We start from the raw sequence: 17,112 nt of genomic DNA on the forward strand, positions 1-17,112 counted from the left end.
GGTGGCGGCCGGGCCCTGTGCCGTACGGAACGGGCAGCCCTACGTCAGGTCGAACTCGCCCGCGCGGGCGCCGTGCACGAAGGCGCCCCACTCCGCCGGGGTGAAGATGAGGGAAGGGCTCTCCGGGCGCCCACCGTTGCGCATCGCGACGAATCCTTCGACGAAGGCGATCTCCACATCACCACGCCCTTCGCTACTCGATCGCCAGTCCGCCGTGCTGAGGTCGAGCTCCGGCTTGTCCCAGCCCGCGAGCGGATGCTGCTGAGTGGTGCTGTCGGCCACGTCCGTGCTCCTCCCGAATGCGTCGTCCGGCGCCAGCCTAGCTTTCGCTCCGGGCGCCGGACAGGCCGCGGCGACAGGACCTCGGTCCGTCCGCGGCGCCGGCGCCGTCAGGTGGTGGGCGGTTCGGCCCCGACCAGCCACATGGAGAAGAACTGCGCGCCGCCTCCATAGGCGTGCCCAAGTGCCCTGCGGGCGCCGTCGACTTGGTGTTCCCCCGCCTGTCCGCGCACCTGAAGTGCCGCCTCGGCGAAGCGGATCATGCCGGAGGCGCCGATGGGGTTGGTCGAGAGGACGCCGCCCGACATGTTCACCGGGAGGTCGCCGTCCAGTTCCGTCACACCGGATTCGGTGAGCTTCCAGCCCTCGCCCTCCGCCGCGAAGCCGAGGTTCTCCAGCCACATCGGCTCGTACCAGGAGAACGGCACGTACATCTCCACGGCGTCGATCTCCCGGCGCGGGTCCGCGATGCCCGCCTGCCGGTAGACGTCGGCCGCGCAGTCCTTGCCCGCCTGCGGCGAGACGAAGTCCTTGCCCGCGAAGAGGGTCGGCTCACTGCGCATCGCGCCGCCGTGCATCCAGGCGGGCGGCCGGGGTGAACGGGCCGCGCCCGCACGGTCGGTGAGGACCATCGCGCAGGCTCCGTCGGAGGACGGGCAGGTCTCCGAGTAGCGGATCGGGTCCCAGAGCATCGGTGAGGCCTGGACCTTCTCCAGGGTGATGTCGTGCTCGTGAAGGTGCGCGTAGGGGTTCTTCAGGGCGTTGCGGCGGTCCTTGTACGCGACGAGCGAGCCGACCGTGTCGGGGGCACCGGTGCGCCGCATGTACGCGCGTACGTGCGGCGCGAAGAAGCCGCCCGCCCCGGCGAGCAGCGGCTGCTGGAAGGGGATGGGCAGCGACAGGCCCCACATGGCGTTCGATTCCGACTGCTTTTCGAAGGCGAGGGTCAGTACGGTGCCGTGGACGCGGCCCGCGACGAGGTTGGCGGCGACCAGCGCCGTGGAGCCGCCGACGGAGCCGGCCGTGTGCACGCGGAGCATGGGTTTGCCGACGGCGCCCAGCGCGTCGGCGAGGTAGAGCTCGGGCATCATGACGCCCTCGAAGAAGTCGGGCGCCTTGCCGATGACGACGGCGTCGATGTCGGCCCACGTCAACTCAGCGTCCGACAGAGCCTGTTGAGCGGCCTCACGGACCAGGCCCGCGATCGATACGTCCCGCCGCGCGGCCACGTGCCTGGTCTGCCCGATCCCGACGACGGCGACGGGTTCCTTGCCCGCCGCCCGCTTGCCCACCGGACCGCTCATCGTGCGTCTCCTTCCAGGACGGCGACCAGGTTCTGCTGGAGGCAGGGCCCGGACGTGGCGTGGGCGACGGCGCGGTCCGACGCGCCCCGGTGGATGCGGGCGGCGGCCTCGCCGATCCTGATGAGTCCGGCGGCCATCACCGGGTTGGCGGCGAGCGCGCCGCCGGACGGGTTGACGGCGACCTCGTCGCCGAGGCCCAGGGCCTTGCGCAGGACGACCTCCTGCGAGGTGAAGGGCGCGTGCAACTCGGCTGTGTCGACGGGCCGTTCGAAGACTCCGGCCCGCTGGGCGGCCAGGCGGGTGGAGGGCGAGTCGGTGAGGTCGCGCACTCCGAGCGCGTGCGCCTCGGTGCGGTGGTCGATGCCGCGGATCCAGGCCGGCCGCTCGCACAGCTCCCGGGCCCGCTCGCCCGCCGCGAGGATCACGGCGGCGGCCCCGTCGCCGACCGGCGGGCAGTCACCGGTGCGCAGGGGGCGTACGGCGTACTCGCCGTGCTCGACCGCACCCCGCAGCTGCGCGTGGGGGTTGGCGGCCGCGTCGGTACGGCTCCGGCTCGCGACCCCGGCGAGCGCGGGCTCGTCGGTCTCGCCCGCGTCGATCAGCGCCTGGGCCTGGAGCGCGGCGAGCGCCACGGAGTCGGGCCAGAGCGGGGCGACGTAGTACGGGTCGAGCTGCCGGGTCAGGACGTCGCGCACGGATCCCGGCGATGACTTGCCGTAGGAGTAGACGAGCGCGGTGTCGGCCTCACCGGTCTGGAGCTTCACCCATGCCTCGTACAGCGCCCAGGCGCCGTCCATCTCGACGTGCGACTCGGAGATCGGCGGCCAGGCACCGACCCCGTCGAGCGCCATCGTGAAGGAGAAGGCGCGGCCCGCGAGGTAGTCCGACGATCCCGAGCAGGTGAAGCCGATGTCGCTGGTCTTGAGGCCGGTGGCGGCGAGGACCCGGTGCAGCACCGGCATGAGCATCTCTACCTCGGAGACCTCGTCGGTGGTGCGCAGGTGGTCGCTCTGCCCGAAGGCGACGACGGCGACGTCGCGGACGGGCCGCATCACGGACTGCTCGCGGGGCGCCATCACACCAGCTCCTTGTACGTGTCGTAGTCGGCGTCGGGCTCGCCGGTCGGCCGGTAGTGGTCCGGGTAGCCGCCGCCCTCGGTCCACACGGGCTCGACCCGCAGGCCCATGCGGACCTGGTCGTAGGGGATGCCGGCGATACGGGCGTGCAGGGCGAGATCGGCGCCGTCGAGGGCGATGTGCGCGTAGACGTACGGGACGTCGATGTCGAGGTTCTTCGCCTTGATGTTGACGATGCAGTACGTGGTGACGGTGCCGCGCGGCCCGACCTCGACCCGGTCGGTCGTGGCGACGCCGCAGGTGGGGCAGGCGCCGCGCGGCGGTACGTACACCTTGCGGCAGGACGGGCAGCGTTCGCCGACGGTCTTGCGGTCGGAGAGGGCGTGGATGTAGGCGGACTGGGCGCGGCCGGGCGAGTAGGTGTATTCGAGCCGGGCGGGTGCGACGATCCCGGTGACGGGTTCCGCGAACCCGCCGTCGTGCGGCTTCGGCCCGGCCGCTTCGTCGCCGCCTTCGTACACCTCGAAGCAGGCGATGTCCGTGATGGCGCCGACCCGTTCGCCGGCCCAGCGGACCCGGACCCGCATGCCGGTGCGCACGGCGTCGGGGCCCGGCGCGTCGAGGGCGTGGAGCAGGGCCGTGTCGGCGCCGTCGAGCCTGACAAGGACCCAGGCGAAGGGGGTGTCGAGGGGCTGGCCGCGGCGCGGGTCGTGGTTCCAGGCCCAGGTCGTGACGGTGCCGGTGGCGGCGACCTCCACCAGGTCACGTATCTCCTGTGACGTCACCGGGTCGTACTCGACGGGCGGTACGAGGACGCGCCCGTCACCGGTGCGCACCCCGAGCACGGTGCGCTCACGCAGCCCGGTGAGGAAGGCGCTCTGCACGGGTCCGAGGGAGCGGGTGAAGGGGAATTCGAGGACGAGGGGGGCGCGCAGCACTTCGGGGGACGTATCGGGGGACGTAGCCGATGCCATATCCGTAACTCCGTTTCGGACGACGACGGGGCGCGCCTTGCAAGGGGCGCGGGACACTGCGCGGCCGGCCACAACGGCCCCGCAGCCGAGGAGCGGCCTACGCGCGCCGGAACACGGGGACCCGCTTCTCCGCGAAGGCTCTGGAGCCCTCCTTCGCGTCGGCCGTGTCGAAGACCGGCCACCCCCGCTTCAGCTCGGCGGCGAGCCCCTCCGCCTCCGTCAGCTCGGCGGCCTCGTACACGGACGCCTTGACCGCCTCGACGGCCAGTGGCCCACAGGCGTTGATCTGTTCGGCGATGACGAGGGCCTTGTCCAGGGCGGTGCCGTCGGGGACGACATGGCCGATGAGGCCGATGGACGCGGCCTCGGCCGCCGAGTAGGGGCGTCCGGTGAGCAGCATCTCCAGCGCGTGCGTCCGCGGGATCTGCCGGGGCAGCCGCACGGTGGAGCCGCCGATGGGGAAGAGCCCCCGCCTGACCTCGAAGAGGCCGAAGGTGGCCGACTCCCCCGCCACGCGGATGTCCGTGCCCTGAAGGATCTCCGTGCCGCCCGCCACGCAGTAGCCCTCGACGGCGGCGATGACGGGTTTGCGGGGGCGGTGGTGGCGCAGCATCGCCTTCCAGTGCAGATCGGGGTCGGCCTTGAGCCGGTCCCGGTACTGCTCGCCCTCCATGCCCTTGCCCGCGAGTGCCTTGAGGTCCATGCCCGCGCAGAACGCGCCGCCCGCGCCGGTGAGCACGACCGAGCGGACCTCGTCGTCCTCGTCGGCCGCGAGCCACCCGTCGTAGAGGCCCACGAGCATCGCGAGGGACAGCGCGTTCTTCGCGTCGGGCCTGTTCAGTGTGAGTATCAGTGTGGCGCCCTCGCGCCGCACGGAGAGGTGTTCCGTCCCACCCATGTGCCGTGCTCCCTCCCTCGACGGCCACCGCGCGGGCGGCCTGTCGCCTGCGGACCTGGAACAGGTTGCAGTAGCCGCGATGCCAGTTCAATAGTTTTCTGACACCCAGTCAGTTTTGTTGCCCGGGGCCTCTTCCCACTTGGGTGCCGCTCTGCTCTGATGACCGCCGAGCGCGACATCACTGTGGGCACCGGGGTCAGGAGGAGTGCGGTGGAGTACAACCTTGCCGACCTGTTCGAGTCGGTCGTCGACGTGGTCCCCGACCGCGAGGCGCTCGTCTACATCGACCACCCCGGCACGGGCGCGGAGCGCCGGCTGACCTATGCCGCGCTCGACGCGGCCGCCAACCGCATCGCCCACCACCTGATCGACAGCGGCCTGGAGCCCGGCGAACACCTGGGCCTGCACCTGTACAACGGCGTCGAGTACCTGCAGACGGTCCTCGGCTGCCTCAAGGCGCGCCTCGTACCGGTCAACGTAAACTACCGTTACGTGGAGGAGGAGTTGGTCTACCTCTACCGTGACGCGGATCTCGCCGCGCTCGTCTTCGACGCCGAGTTCACCCACCTGGTGGCGGCGGCGCTGCCGCGCACGGAGAAGCTGCGGCACCTGCTGCGGGTGGGGGCGCCGCCCGCGGACGCTCCCCCGCTCGACGTGGTGGCCTTCACCGACGCGGAGGCCGCGGGTTCACCCGGGCGCGGGTTCGGTCCCCGCTCCGGCGACGACCTGTTCATCATCTACACCGGCGGCACGACAGGCATGCCCAAGGGCGTGATGTGGCGCCAGGAGGACCTGTTCTTCGCCGGGCTCTTCGGCGGCGAGCCGACGGGCGAGCCGGTGAAGCGGCCCGAGGAACTGGCCGAGCGGGTCGCGGCGGGCGGCCCCGGCCTCACCTTCTTCCCCGCTCCCCCGCTGATGCACGGCACGTCGACGCTGACGTCGTTCATCGCCTTCAACTACGGGCAGCGCGTGGCCCTGCACCGCAAGTACGTCCCCGAGGAGCTGCTGCGCACCATCGAGCGGGAGAAGGTCTCCAGCGTCTCCCTCGTCGGCGACGCCATGCTCAGGCCGCTCATCGACGCGCTGCGCGGCCCGCTGCGGGGCACGGACCTGTCGTCGCTGTTCAGCGTCTCCTCGTCGGGGGCGATCATGTCGGAGACGGTGCGCGCCCAGTTCCAGGAGCTTGTGCCGGACGTCCTGCTCCTGAACAACTTCGGTTCCTCCGAGTCGGGTTCCAACGGCAGGGCGACGGACGACTCGGGCCCGGAGAAGGGCTTCCGCCTGGAGGTCAACGAGTGGACGCAGGTGGTGGACCCTGCGACGTACGAGCCGGTCCCGGTGGGTGAGCCCGGCCGCCTGGCCCAGCGCGGGCACGTGCCGCTCGGCTACTACAACGACCCGGTGAAATCGGCCGAGACCTTCTTCCAGAAGGGCGGGGAGCGCTGGGTGCTGCTCGGTGACATGGCGACGGTCGACGAGGACGGCATCGTGACCGTGCTCGGACGCGGTTCGCAGTGCATCAACACGGGCGGCGAGAAGGTGTACCCGGAGGAGGTCGAGCAGGCCCTGAAGTCCCATCCGGACGTGTACGACGCGCTGGTCGCCGGGGTGCCCGATGAGCGGTGGGGCAGCCGGGTGGCCGCCGTCATCCAACTCCGCGACGGCGCGCCCGCGTTGGACCTGACGGCGGTGCAGAGCCACTGCCGGGAGCGGCTCGCCGGGTACAAGATCCCGCGGGCCGTGGTCTTCACGGACCTCATCCAGCGTTCACCGAGCGGCAAGGCGGACTACCGGTGGGCGAAGACGGTGGCGGCGGGCGGGTAGGCGTTCCGTTCCGGCGCGAGGCGAGGCATGACAGGTCTGCGCCGAACGTCAGAAGGGCCCTAGGGGTTCAGTACCGCGGCCGCCAAGTGGTCGCGGAACCACCGGTGGCCCGGGTCCGCCGAGTTGCGGGGGTGCCACGCCATTCCGAGGTCGATCGGCTCCAGGTCGAGAGGGATGGGGAACGTACGCAGGCCGAGCGCCGCGATGGTGTCCTGGAGCCAGCCGTCCGGGGTCAGCGCCACGAGGTCGGTGTCGCGGGCGAGCATCATCGCGCTCGTATGGCTGGGGACGACGACCGCGGTCCGGCGCCGCAGGCCGAGCTCGGCGAGCGCGCTGTCGATGGGGCCCTGGCGCTTGCCGCGCCGGGAGATGCCGATGTGGTCGGCGGCGGCGAAGCGACGGGCGTCGATCGGCGCGTCGAAGAGGGGGTGCCCGCCGCGCGCGACGGCGACCACCGCCATCGGCATGAGCCCCTGGGTCCGGATCTCCGGGTCCAGGTGTCCGAGTGAGCCCAGTTCGACGTCCACCAAGCCCTGCCGGAGCGCGGGGCCGCCCTCCACCGTCTCCGGCAGGAAGACCACGTCCACGTGCGGGGCCTGCGCGCGAATCCGGTCGGTCAGGGTTCCGGCGAGGCCCGCGAGGAGCACGTCGGTGGCCTGCACGGTGAAGGTCCGCCGCAGATGGACGGCGTCGAAGCCGGCACCGGGGCGCAGGACGTTGTCGCAGCCGCGCAGCAGCGTGCTCACCTCACCGCGGAGCTCCAGGGCGCGCGGGGTGGGGACCATGCGCTGGCCCGCGCGGACAAGCAGCGGATCGCCGACGGCCCGGCGCAGACGGGCCAGCGAACGGCTGACGGCCGCGGGCGACGTGCCGAGCCGCTCGGCGGCGCGGGTCACGCTGTTCTCCTGGAGCAGGGCGTCCAGCACGCGCAGCAGATTGAGGTCCAGTGACAATTTCGGGCTCCTGAGCTGCGTTTTCACGTCTGCGACCGCGTCCGCGGCCATGGCTGACCGCCGAGACCTGCATTGTGGCGGAACGCGCTCGGGCCGAGAGTGGAGGGGTCGATGTTCTTGCGTGACACCGTGTGATGTCCCTTCGCCCCCGCTGAGGAGCCCGCCATGCAGCAGCCCGCCGCACAGCAGTCCGCCCGTGCCGGTCGAGAAGGCGACGTGCTGGCCGTGGTCAGTCAGAGCGGCCCGACGGTCTCGTTCTTCGACGCCGCGTCCGACCGGCGCCTCGGCACGGTGGAAGTCCTCGCCCAGCCGCACGAGCTGTGCTTCGATCCGACGCAGCGGCTGCTGTGGTGCACCTCGACGTACCACTCGGGCTACTACCACGCGAACAGCGGCAGGCGCACCGAGGTGACGGTCATCGACCCCGACGCGCGCCGCATCGTCGAGGTCGTCGACCTCGCGCCGGAGCACGCGCCGCACGGCCTCGCGCTGGACATGGCGCGGAGCCGCCTCTACGTCAGCGTGGAGGGCTCGGCGGACCGGCCCGGCGGCGTCGTGGTCATCGACACGGGAACTCGCCGCCCCATCGGCAGGATCGACACGCAGGCGCCGGGCCCGCACTGGTTCGCCATCGACGCGGCGGGCAGGACGGGCTACGCCACCAACAAGGACGCGCGGTTCGTGTCGGTCGTCGATCTCGAACGGGGCATCCTCGCCGCGAAGGCCGAGGTGCCGGGCAGTGAGGGCCTCGCCGTCTCCCCCGACAGCGCGCACGCCTATGTGGCCGCGCCCTACACCAACTTCTCCCCCGCCGCCGGAGAGGAGTCACCGGCCCCCGGGATCCGGGTCGTCGACGGGCGTACGGCGTCCGTCGTCGACGTCCTGCCGCTGGGGAACACCGCCATGCCGGTGCATCTGACGTCGACGGGGAAGCTGCTCGCGGGCGAACTGCGGAAGGACGCCGGATCGGAATCCGGGCCCGGTCGCGCCGCTCGCCTCACCATCTTCTCTGCCGCCACGCACGAGCGCATCGGCGCGACCGAGGTGGGGAACGGCCCGCTGACGATCACCTCGTCCCCCGACGGCCGGATCGCCTACGTGGCCTGCGTCGCCGCGTCCACCGTCGACCTCGTCGACCTGGAGACACTGCGGCGCCTGGCCCGGCTGGACATCGCCAGACTCGGCGACCCCGGCGCGCACGGGCTCGCCTACCTCCCGCGTCCGTCCTGAGGGCCCTTGTCACGCTTCTGGTTCGCGCGGACGACGGGGGTTCAAAGACAGGCTCTCAGGCCACCCAGTGCGGGCGCCCCACAGCGGCCGACGAGGGCGCCGGTCCGTCGGCGAGGGCGGCTGCCAGGCGGCGCACCGCCTCGCCCAGGGTGTCGGGCGACGTCGTGTACGGGATGCGGAGCCGCTGCTCGAAGACGCCCGGGTCGGTGGCGAAACAGGAACCGCTCTCGATCCGTACCCCGTGCGCGAGAGCCCGCTCGGCCAGCCACGATCCGACCGGCTCCCCCAGGTCGACCCAGAGTGACAGGCCGCCGGGCGGCAGGCGCCAACCCCACCGGGGAAGGTGTTCGGTCAGGGCGGCGGCGAGCGCGGCGCGCCCCGCGCGCAGCTGTTCAAGGCGGGCCGGCAGGAGGTCGTCGGCCCGGGCGAGGAGGTCCAGGGCGAGGAGCTGGTCGAGGACCGAGCCACCCATGTCGGTGGCGACCCGCTGCCCCGCGAGTTCGGTGACGAGCCGCGCGGGGGCCCGCAGCCAGCCGATGCGCAGGCCCGCCCAGTGGGTCTTGCTCATGGAGCCGACGGTGATGAGCTGCCCGGCGCCGCCCGGCGCGGCGTGCGAGGCGAAGGGCGGCGGCGCGGGCGCGTCGAGGGCGAGCTCGGCGAGGGTCTCGTCGACGACGAGCCAGGAGCCGGACCGCTGGGCGGCGCGCAGCACCCGGCCTCGTTCGTCCTCGGGCATGAGGCAACCGGTCGGGTTGTGGAAGTCCGGGATGACATAGGCGAGTTGCGGCACCGTCTGCCGGAAGGCCGCCTCGACGAGGGCGATCTCCCAGCCCTCTTCGGTCACGGGCACCGACAGTGTTCGGAGCCGGCCGCGGCGCATGGCCTCCAGGGCGTTGGGGTACGACGGGTTCTCGGTCAGGACGCGGTCGCCCGCCCGGCACAGGAGGGCCAGGACGAGGGTCAGGGCGTGCTGGGCGCCGGAGGTCACCAGGATCTGCTCGGGCACGGTGGCCAGGCCCCGCCGGGTGTAGCGCTCGGCGACGGCGGCCCGCAGTTCGGGCAGCCCGTAGGGGTGGTAGCCGGGAGTGTGCGCGTGCGCCGTGAGCTGCGGGGCGACCCTGGCAAGGGCATCGGCGAGCTCCCGCTCCGGCAGGCCGGGGGCGGCTCTGGCCAGGTCGATCGCGGTGTCCTCGGCCGCGAGGAGCCGCCGTACACCGCTCGGGGCGCGGCCCTCGGGCAGGGTCGTCCAGGTGCCCGCGCCCTGTCTGCTGTGGGCGTAGCCGCTCTCGCGCAGCAGGTCGTACACGGCGGTGACGGTGGTCCTGCTGGTGCCGAGGGCGGTGGCCAGGTCGCGTTCGGCGGGGAGTCTGACGTGCAGGGCGATGCGGCCGTCCAGGATCAGCTCGCCGATCGTGCGGGCGAGGTGGCGGTAGGCGGGCCGCATGCCGGCCGGGTCGGGCAGCATCGCGGCGAGTTGCCCGCTGCCCAGCGTCCGGCCCGTGCGCCCCGCCGCCTCCCGCAGGGGCCGCTCCGGGTCCGCCTCGACCACAGCGTCCGCCTCGACCACACCATTCTCCTCGGATTGGCTGTGTTGTCCGGGCCAATGACTCTACAGAGTGGCCGCAATGGCTTTGAACACGTGCAGCCACGGGCCGCCCTGTCGCGGCCACAGGCAGCGCCCCTCAGCACACCGGCACGGAGGCACTACTCGCATGCGGCAGAACATCTCGTACGTCCCGGTCCGCGAACGCCCGTCGAGACGGCTGCCCCAACTGCTCCTCGGCCTCGCCCTGTACGGCTTCAGCCTCTCGGTCCTGGTCCGGGCGGCGCTCGGCGTCAATCCGTGGAGCGTCCTGTACGAGGGGCTCGCACGCCGTACGCCATTCAGTTTCGGCGCGATCAGCGCGGTCCTCGGGGTACTCGTCCTGCTGCTGTGGATTCCGCTGAAGCAGCGGCCGACGCTCGGCACCGTCGCCAACATCGCCGTCCTGGCCGTCTCCTCCGACGTCGGACTGCTCGTGCTGCCCGAGGGCCTCGGCCTGCCCGCCCGTGTCGGCCTGCTCGTCGGCGGGGTCGTCCTCAACGGCCTTTCCGTGGCCGTCTACGTCGGCGCGCGCTTCGGCCCAGGGCCCCGGGACGGGCTGATGACCGGCGCGTCCGCCGTCACCGGTCATTCGCTGCGGCTGGTCCGCACCGTCATCGAACTCGCCGTGCTCGCCGTCGGTCGGCTGCTCGGCGGGACCGTGGGCGTCGGCACCGTGCTGTACGCCGTCGCCGTCGGCAGCGTCACCCAGTACTGCATGCCGTGGTTCGCCTACCGCAGCCCCCGTGACACACCGCGGGCCTCAGTCCGCGCAGACTGAGCCGAGCGCACGGGCGAGGGCGACGGCGTGCAGGAGGTCGAGCCGGTCCTCGTGCCGCACGTGCGCGGCCGCGGCGGTCAGGACGCCCCCGCAGTACGGCGCCGTCCGCGCGCCCGGGGACGCGGCGACGGCCCGTACCAGCTCGCCGTTGACGCGGTTGATCCTCTCGCGGATCTCGCCGAGGTCGGGCCGCTCCTTCGGGGCCTTGGACGGATCGGCGTCCCAGCGCCGGAACAGCCCCCGCTGGACGACCTTGTTGGCCTCGATCTGGTCGCGGAAGATGCGCACGGTCGCCGCCGGGTCCGCACCGGCCTCGGCCGCCTGCCGGGCCACCGCCTCCAAGACCTGCCGCTCACGGGCCGGGTCGTCGATCGGGCTGTCCGTGCCGTACTTGGCCGCGGCGACGAGGTCGGCGGTGGCCAGGCGCCGCGCGGACAGGGCGGCGAGGGGCCGGAGTTGGGCGTAGGGGCCCGCGGGCGCGGTGGCCGCCGGGGGTCCGGCGGCCTCGGCCGGTCGCGCGGGCGCCGCGACGGCGAGACCGCCGCCCGTGAGCAGGGCGCCGGTCAGCGTACCGGCGGTGAGCAGGCGGCGAGTGGGAGTGGTGAAGCGCACGACGGTTCCCCCGGGGGGTCGGTGGCGAACGTACGGTGACCGCGCGCGGTCGGCGGTCATCGTACGAGCAGGACCCACACCTGCGACGATCCGCGCCCCGCGCCCCCGGAAATGCGGCAATGCGGCAATGCGGCAACCGGAGCCGGTCTCCCCCGCCGGCCCGTCAGTCCTGCGCGAGGAACCCCGCCACCCGTCGCGTGAACCACTCCGGGTCGTCGAGCCACGGGAAGTGCCCGCCCTCCGGCTGTACTTGGCACACGCCGTTGGGGAAGAGTTCCGCGAGCTCCGCCGCGCGCGCCGGGCTGGGTCCACCGTCGTAGGCGCCCGCGAGGACGAGGACGGGAGCCGTCATGTCGGCCAGAGCTGCACGCGTCGCGGGCGGGTCGAAGGAAGCCTCGCCGTAGTACACCTCGGATGCCGCCGCGTTCTTCTGCGCCGCACTCTGCGCCCGGTGCGCCTGCGCGCGGTCGTCCCACCGGCCGTACATGAGCGGCCCGATGACCTCCCAGCCGGCGCTGGGCGCACCGGTCTCGGCGATCTCCCGCAGCGCGGTCTCGACCGCCGGGTACCAGGGCTCGCCCTTGCGCAGCGCGGCCGCCTCACTGCGGTCCTCGGCGGTCACGATGCCGCCGACGGCCAGCGTGGCGGGGGTGACGAGGACGAGGTTGCGGATCCGCTTCGGGTGGCGGGCCGCGTACAGCGTGGCGACGTCGCCGCCCGCGGAGTGGCCGAGCACGTCGATCCGGTCGAGCCCGAGGTGCTCGCGCAGTGCCTCGACGTCGTCGACGAGCCGGTCGCAGCGGTACGTCGCCGGGTCGTCCGGCACCGCGGAGTCGCCCGTACCGCGCAGGTCGAGCAGGATCAGGCGGCGGTGTGCGGTGAGGCCGCCGAGATCACCGAGGTAGACGGAGGCGCGCATGGGGCCGCCCGGGACGCACAGCAGCGGCTCGCCCTCCCCCTTCTCGTGGTAGGCGAGCTCTGTCCCGTCGTACGCGCTGAAGGTCGGCATGGGGGTGATCATCACATCCGGTGCCACGTGCGGGCAACGCGGTTGTCGGCGTGGCCCATGACGGTGGCCCATGCCCTTGCGCCCCAGCTCAAAGCAGTGGTGCGAGATCTCTTGACGCCCACTGCCGGGCCTGGATTACTGAGCTGGACAGAAGATCGACGACCGAATGATCGGTCGCCCGTTCAGGACGGGAGCTCTCCCCATGACGCGTATGCCGCTACTGCTCGACGCGGCGGAACGGCTCGTCCCCCGCCAGCTCGCGGCCCTGCAGCTCGAACGCCTCCAGGACACCCTGCTGCACGCGTACGAGAACGTCCCGTTCTACCGGGCGGCGTTCGACAAGGCCGGGCTGCGGCCGGACGACTGCCGCTCCCTCCGCGACCTCGCGCGCTTCCCCTTCACGACCAAGGACGACCTGCGGGCCAACTACCCCTTCGGCATGTTCGCGGTGGAGCAGTCGGAGGTGCGCAGGCTGCACGCATCGAGCGGCACGACGGGGCTGCCGACGGTCGTCGGGTACACGGAGCAGGACCTCTCCATGTGGGCGGACGTGGTGGCGCGCTCGATCCGCGCCGCGGGCGGGCGTCCCGGCGACAAGGTCCATGTGGCGTACGGCTACGGCCTGTTCACCGGCGGCCTCGGCGCCCACTACGGCGCGGAGCGACTGGGGTGCACGGTGATCCCGGCCTCCGGCGGCATGACCGCGCGCCAGGTGCGGCTGATCCAGGACTTCCGCCCCGAGATCATCATGGTGACCCCGTCGTACATGCTCACCCTCCTGGAGGAGTTCGAGCGGCAGGGCGTCGATCCCCGTACGACGTCCCTGCGTGTCGGCATCTTCGGCGCGGAGCCGTGGACGGAGGAGATGCGGCGCGAGATCGAGGAGCGCTTCGCGATCGACGCGGTGGACATATACGGGCTCTCGGAGGTGATCGGCCCCGGGGTGGCGCAGGAGTGCGTGGAGACCAAGGACGGGCTGCACATCTGGGAGGACCACTTCTACCCCGAGGTCGTGGACCCGATCACGGGCGAGCCGCTGCCGGACGGCGAGCGCGGCGAGCTGGTGTTCACGGCGCTCACCAAGGAGGCCATGCCCGTGATCCGTTACCGGACACGGGACTTGACGCGGCTCCTGCCCGGCACGGCGCGGATCTTCCGCCGGATGGAGAGGGTGACGGGCCGCAGCGACGACATGGTGATCCTGCGGGGCATCAATCTCTTCCCCACCCAGATCGAGGAGATCGTGCTGCGTACGGCGGGCATCGCCCCGCACTTCCAGCTGCTTCTGACGCGCGAGGGGCGGATGGACGCCCTGACGGTGCGGGCCGAGGCGCGCGCGGACACGCCGTCCGCCCGCCGGGATGCCGCGGCCCGGGAGATCGCGGCGGCGGTGAAGGACGGGATCGGCGTATCGGTCGGTGTGGAGATCGTCGATCCGGAGACGCTTGAGCGGTCGATGGGCAAGTTCAGGCGCATCGTGGATCTGCGGGGCTGAGAGCGGTCCGCAGGCCCGAGTGAGCGGCGGGGCGGCGGAGTCGGCTGTCCGAGGGCGGCCCCGCACCGGCGGGCTCGGGCTACGCGTCCGGTGGCGGGCACGGTCCGGGCTCGGGGGCGACCGGGGCCGGCTTCAGCTTCGGCTTCGGCTTCGAGGGCGGTGCGGCGCGTGCCGTGTTCGTCTTGGCGACCGCGGCCTCGAGCTGCTTGCGCATGGGCGCGGGCAGGGCGTCGCCCTTCACGGTCCCCACCACGTCGTCGGCCAGGAGGTGCAGCTTGGTGTTGGTGTTCTGGGAGGCGGTGACCAGGACCTCCCAGGCCGCCTCGGGGCTCAGGTTGAAGGACGACATCAGGATGCCGCGGGCGAGGTCGATGGTCGGCCGGGTCTCCATGGCCCGGCGCAACTGCGCCACCACGGTGTGCAGATCCTCGTCGGTCTCCGCGTGCCGCTGCGCCGCTTCGTCGGCCTCCTCGTGCTGCTTCGCCGCGTCGACGGCCGGGGACGGTGGGTCCCCGGCCCCCTCGTGGCAGGTGGCCCCCTCGTGGCAGGTGGCCGCCTCCTGATGGGCGGCCCTGAACAGCTCGCGGGTGCCGGTGAGGTCGAGCAGACGCTCCACCGCGGGGCTGCTGGTGGCGATGAGGACCGTCTTGCCCTGCTTCATCGCCTGGTGGCGCAGGCCCAGCAGGAGGTTGAGGCCGGAGCAGTCGCAGAAGTCCACTTCGCCCAGGTCCAGGTCGAGACCGTGGGCCGCGTTGCTGAGGGCGAGGTACAGCTCGGACCTGAGGTGCCGGCCGGCGTCGAGGTCGAGATCGCCCCGCAGCGCCAGGCTCCTCCTGCCGCCGCCCGGCGCGGCGTCGGCCGGTGCCGACGGGGACAGCGACGACGGCGGCGCCGGAAGGGGCACCGCTGTGCGGCTGTGGTCACTTCCCTCTCCCCTCAGGGAGTTCTGAGAGAACACCGGCTCCGGCATGTCCTCTTCCTCTCCTCGTTGCCTACCGCCGCCACCAGGCTGCCCGCAACCTCATATGCACGTCAATCAATACCGGAAACATAGTACGTGTTTTTGAAAGCACGTATGTTACGTCCTAGAGTTGCCGCATGGATGGAGTGCCCGAGCCACACACCGGATGGACGTTTCTCACCAACCACGCGCGAGTGCTGGCGGCCATCGCCGACAACCACAACGCCCGCATCCGCGATATCGCCGCCCACTGCAGACTCACGGAACGCTCCGTGCAGAAGATCATCGGAGACCTGGAGCGGGACGGTTACCTCTCCCACACCAAGGAGGGGCGCACCAACACGTACCGGATCGACCCCGGCAAGGTGCTGCGCCACCCCGCCGAGTCCGGCCTCGCGGTCGCCTCGCTGCTCTCCCTGCTCGCCCGCGACGAAGCCGACCGGTCCCCCACGCCCGAGAGCCCCGGGCAGTCCGGGAACGGCGAGCGGGACCACGCCAGAGCCTGACGGCGACGGGGCCGGGGCGCAGGACTGGGGCGGCGGGCCGGGACGGAGGCAGGTCCGGGCCGCGCCCGCCGTCAGCTCGCCGCGAACCGGTCCCGCAGCTCCCTCTTGAGGATCTTGCCGCTGGCGTTGCGCGGCAGTTCGTCCACGAACAGGACCCTCTTCGGCGCCTTGAAGTGGGCGAGCCGCCCGCGCGCGTGGGCGATGAGCCCGGCCTCGGTGAGCTCGCTGTCCGCGCGTACGACGACGGCGGTGACCGCCTCGATCCAGCGCTCGTCCGGCAGGCCGATCACCGCCGCCTCCGCGACGCCCGCGTGCTCGTACAGCACCTCCTCGACCTGTCGCGACGCGATGAGGACTCCCCCGGAGTTGATGACGTCCTTGAGCCGGTCGACGACGGTGAAGTAGCCCTCGGCGTCCCGCACGGCGAGGTCGCCCGAGTGGAACCAGCCGTCGCGGAACGCCTGCGCGGTCTCCTCGGGCTTGTTCCAGTAGCCGTCGCACAATTGCGGTGAGCGGTAGACGACTTCGCCCGGGGTGCCGTCCGGCACCTCGCGGCCGCGTTCGTCGACGACGCGCGCCTCGACGAACAGGACGGGCCGCCCGCAGGAATCCATCCGCCCCTCGTGCTCGCCGGGCCCGAGGACGGTGGCGAGCGGGCCGATCTCGCTCTGCCCGAAGCAGTTGTAGAAGCCGAGCCCCGGCAGCCTGGACCGCAGCCTCTCCAGGACCGGCACCGGCATGACCGACGCCCCGTAGTAGGCCTTGCGCAGCGCCCCGAGGTCACGGGTGGCGAATCCGGGGTGGCGCGAGAGGCCGATCCAGACGGTGGGCGGCGCGAAGAGGCTGTCGGCGCGCCCCGCCTCCACCAGCTCGAAGATCCGCTCGGCGTCGGGGCTGTCGAGCAGGGTGTTCTCGGCGCCGACGGCGAGGTAGGGCATGAGGAAGACGTGCATCTGGGCCGAGTGGTAGAGCGGCAGCGCGTGGACGGGCTTGTCCGTCTCCTTGAGGTCCAGGGCGGCGATGGCGCTGGCGTACTCGTGCACGAGGGCGCGGTGGGACAGCATGGCGCCCTTGGGGAGTGCCGTCGTGCCCGACGTGTAGAGCAGTTGGGCCAGTTCGCCGCCGTCGTCACCGCCCACGATGAGATGCCCGCCGCCCCCCTCGCGCCGTCGGCTGCGCTCCAGGAGCGAGCCCGTGTCGTCGCGCAGCGCCAGGACCCGCGTGGAGCCGGGCAGCCGCTGTCGCACCACCGGGTCGGCGAGGACGAGGGCGCTGCCCGACTGCTCGACGATGTAGCGCAGGTCCTCGCCGGTGAGGTTGTGGTTGATCGGCACATGGACCAGGCCCGCGCGGGAGCAGGCCAGGAAGCCGATCAGGTAGGCGTCGGAGTTGTGGCCGTAGGCGCCGACGCGGGCGCCGTGCTCCAGCCCTTCGTCGAGGAGGAAGGCGGCTGCCTCGGTCACCGCGTCGTCCAGTTCGCGGTACGTCCAGCTCCGCTCCTTGTAGCGGAGCGCCACGCGCCCCGGTGTGCGGCGCGCGCTGCGCGCGAGTACGGCATCGACTCTGTTGCCCCCGGCGCCCGTCATGGCGCCGATCCTGTGTCCCGCACATCTCCCGGTCAAGGGAAC

The 17,112-nt window shown here is 72.3% G+C and carries 16 protein-coding genes; 5 read left to right on the plus strand and 11 right to left on the minus strand.

Annotated features, from left to right (window positions below; translation table 11 throughout):
- Nucleotides 1-39: 39 nt before the first annotated feature.
- From ACFVYR_RS30230 to ACFVYR_RS30250, 5 genes are all read right to left on the minus strand, one after another.
- Nucleotides 40-282 carry a DUF397 domain-containing protein gene (locus ACFVYR_RS30230; RefSeq protein WP_384256363.1) on the minus strand — a complete coding sequence of 81 codons (243 nt, stop codon included), beginning with the start codon at nt 280-282 and terminating at the stop codon, nt 40-42.
- A gap of 107 nt (nt 283-389) precedes the next feature.
- Entirely contained in the window at nt 390-1,583 is a 1,194-nt protein-coding gene (locus ACFVYR_RS30235) for a thiolase domain-containing protein (RefSeq protein ID WP_384256361.1), read from the minus strand.
- The gene (locus ACFVYR_RS30240; protein ID WP_384256358.1) at nt 1,580-2,659 is read right to left on the minus strand and encodes a thiolase domain-containing protein; all 1,080 of its coding nucleotides are present in this window, start codon (nt 2,657-2,659) and stop codon (nt 1,580-1,582) included. Before ACFVYR_RS30240 ends, ACFVYR_RS30235 begins: the two co-directional genes overlap by 4 nt.
- Nucleotides 2,659-3,633, minus strand: coding sequence for a Zn-ribbon domain-containing OB-fold protein (locus ACFVYR_RS30245; protein WP_384256356.1), 975 nt, complete (start codon nt 3,631-3,633; stop codon nt 2,659-2,661). Before ACFVYR_RS30245 ends, ACFVYR_RS30240 begins: the two co-directional genes overlap by 1 nt.
- A gap of 97 nt (nt 3,634-3,730) precedes the next feature.
- Nucleotides 3,731-4,531, minus strand: a complete 801-nt coding sequence (locus ACFVYR_RS30250) for a crotonase/enoyl-CoA hydratase family protein (RefSeq protein ID WP_384256353.1) — start codon at nt 4,529-4,531, stop codon at nt 3,731-3,733.
- Between the two features lie 210 nt (nt 4,532-4,741).
- Here ACFVYR_RS30250 and ACFVYR_RS30255 point away from each other — a divergent pair, with 210 nt between their 5' ends.
- Nucleotides 4,742-6,355, plus strand: coding sequence for an acyl-CoA synthetase (locus ACFVYR_RS30255; RefSeq protein WP_384256351.1), 1,614 nt, complete (start codon nt 4,742-4,744; stop codon nt 6,353-6,355).
- A 59-nt stretch (nt 6,356-6,414) separates the two neighbouring features.
- Here the strand turns inward: ACFVYR_RS30255 and ACFVYR_RS30260 are convergent, their stop codons facing one another.
- Nucleotides 6,415-7,302, minus strand: a complete 888-nt coding sequence (locus tag ACFVYR_RS30260) for a LysR family transcriptional regulator (protein ID WP_384256381.1) — start codon at nt 7,300-7,302, stop codon at nt 6,415-6,417.
- Between the two features lie 171 nt (nt 7,303-7,473).
- Here ACFVYR_RS30260 and ACFVYR_RS30265 point away from each other — a divergent pair, with 171 nt between their 5' ends.
- Nucleotides 7,474-8,538, plus strand: a complete 1,065-nt coding sequence (locus tag ACFVYR_RS30265; RefSeq protein ID WP_384256349.1) for a YncE family protein — start codon at nt 7,474-7,476, stop codon at nt 8,536-8,538.
- Between the two features lie 55 nt (nt 8,539-8,593).
- On the opposite strand, the gene ACFVYR_RS30270 is transcribed toward ACFVYR_RS30265, so the two are convergent.
- Nucleotides 8,594-10,105 (minus strand): PLP-dependent aminotransferase family protein, encoded by a 1,512-nt coding sequence (locus ACFVYR_RS30270; RefSeq protein WP_384256347.1) that lies wholly within the window; start codon nt 10,103-10,105, stop codon nt 8,594-8,596.
- Nucleotides 10,106-10,250: 145 nt separating this feature from the next.
- On the opposite strand from ACFVYR_RS30270, the gene ACFVYR_RS30275 reads away from it, so the two are divergent.
- Nucleotides 10,251-10,901 carry a YitT family protein gene (locus ACFVYR_RS30275; RefSeq protein ID WP_384256345.1) on the plus strand — a complete coding sequence of 217 codons (651 nt, stop codon included), beginning with the start codon at nt 10,251-10,253 and terminating at the stop codon, nt 10,899-10,901.
- Here the strand turns inward: ACFVYR_RS30275 and ACFVYR_RS30280 are convergent.
- Complete coding sequence (locus ACFVYR_RS30280) at nt 10,884-11,513, minus strand: chorismate mutase (RefSeq protein ID WP_384256342.1); 630 nt, start codon at nt 11,511-11,513, stop codon at nt 10,884-10,886. The genes ACFVYR_RS30275 and ACFVYR_RS30280 overlap by 18 nt on opposite strands.
- Nucleotides 11,514-11,676: 163 nt before the next feature.
- Nucleotides 11,677-12,522: an alpha/beta fold hydrolase gene (locus ACFVYR_RS30285; protein WP_384256340.1), complete on the minus strand. Its 846-nt coding sequence runs from the start codon at nt 12,520-12,522 to the stop codon at nt 11,677-11,679.
- A gap of 211 nt (nt 12,523-12,733) precedes the next feature.
- On the opposite strand from ACFVYR_RS30285, the gene paaK reads away from it, so the two are divergent.
- Nucleotides 12,734-14,017: a phenylacetate--CoA ligase PaaK gene (gene paaK, locus ACFVYR_RS30290; protein WP_384256379.1), complete on the plus strand. Its 1,284-nt coding sequence runs from the start codon at nt 12,734-12,736 to the stop codon at nt 14,015-14,017.
- Between the two features lie 79 nt (nt 14,018-14,096).
- On the opposite strand, the gene ACFVYR_RS30295 is transcribed toward paaK, so the two are convergent.
- On the minus strand, nt 14,097-14,987 hold the full coding sequence (locus ACFVYR_RS30295; RefSeq protein ID WP_384256338.1) for an ANTAR domain-containing protein: 891 nt from the start codon (nt 14,985-14,987) through the stop codon (nt 14,097-14,099).
- A gap of 128 nt (nt 14,988-15,115) precedes the next feature.
- Here ACFVYR_RS30295 and ACFVYR_RS30300 point away from each other — a divergent pair, with 128 nt between their 5' ends.
- Nucleotides 15,116-15,484, plus strand: coding sequence for a helix-turn-helix transcriptional regulator (locus ACFVYR_RS30300; protein ID WP_384256336.1), 369 nt, complete (start codon nt 15,116-15,118; stop codon nt 15,482-15,484).
- 71 nt (nt 15,485-15,555) lie between these two features.
- Here the strand turns inward: ACFVYR_RS30300 and ACFVYR_RS30305 are convergent, their stop codons facing one another.
- Nucleotides 15,556-17,070, minus strand: a complete 1,515-nt coding sequence (locus tag ACFVYR_RS30305; protein WP_384256334.1) for an acyl-CoA synthetase — start codon at nt 17,068-17,070, stop codon at nt 15,556-15,558.
- Between the last annotated feature and the right edge of the window lie 42 nt (nt 17,071-17,112).

It is taken from the genome of Streptomyces sp. NPDC058284 (genome assembly GCF_042881135.1).
In the GTDB taxonomy this organism is placed as follows: domain Bacteria; phylum Actinomycetota; class Actinomycetes; order Streptomycetales; family Streptomycetaceae; genus Streptomyces.

Excerpts from the sequence above, each read along its gene's own strand:
- paaK (WP_384256379.1), top strand. The coding sequence starts at position 12,734 with ATGCCGCTACTGCTCGACGCGGCGGAACGGCTCGTCCCCCGCCAGCTC.
- ACFVYR_RS30245 (WP_384256356.1), bottom strand. The coding sequence starts at position 3,633 with ATGGCATCGGCTACGTCCCCCGATACGTCCCCCGAAGTGCTGCGCGCC.
- ACFVYR_RS30285 (WP_384256340.1), bottom strand. The coding sequence starts at position 12,522 with ATGCCGACCTTCAGCGCGTACGACGGGACAGAGCTCGCCTACCACGAG.
- ACFVYR_RS30250 (WP_384256353.1), bottom strand. The coding sequence starts at position 4,531 with ATGGGTGGGACGGAACACCTCTCCGTGCGGCGCGAGGGCGCCACACTG.
- ACFVYR_RS30265 (WP_384256349.1), top strand. The coding sequence starts at position 7,474 with ATGCAGCAGCCCGCCGCACAGCAGTCCGCCCGTGCCGGTCGAGAAGGC.
- ACFVYR_RS30235 (WP_384256361.1), bottom strand. The coding sequence starts at position 1,583 with ATGAGCGGTCCGGTGGGCAAGCGGGCGGCGGGCAAGGAACCCGTCGCC.
- ACFVYR_RS30305 (WP_384256334.1), bottom strand. The coding sequence starts at position 17,070 with ATGACGGGCGCCGGGGGCAACAGAGTCGATGCCGTACTCGCGCGCAGC.
- ACFVYR_RS30300 (WP_384256336.1), top strand. The coding sequence starts at position 15,116 with ATGGATGGAGTGCCCGAGCCACACACCGGATGGACGTTTCTCACCAAC.
- ACFVYR_RS30295 (WP_384256338.1), bottom strand. The coding sequence starts at position 14,987 with ATGCCGGAGCCGGTGTTCTCTCAGAACTCCCTGAGGGGAGAGGGAAGT.
- ACFVYR_RS30275 (WP_384256345.1), top strand. The coding sequence starts at position 10,251 with ATGCGGCAGAACATCTCGTACGTCCCGGTCCGCGAACGCCCGTCGAGA.
- ACFVYR_RS30240 (WP_384256358.1), bottom strand. The coding sequence starts at position 2,659 with ATGGCGCCCCGCGAGCAGTCCGTGATGCGGCCCGTCCGCGACGTCGCC.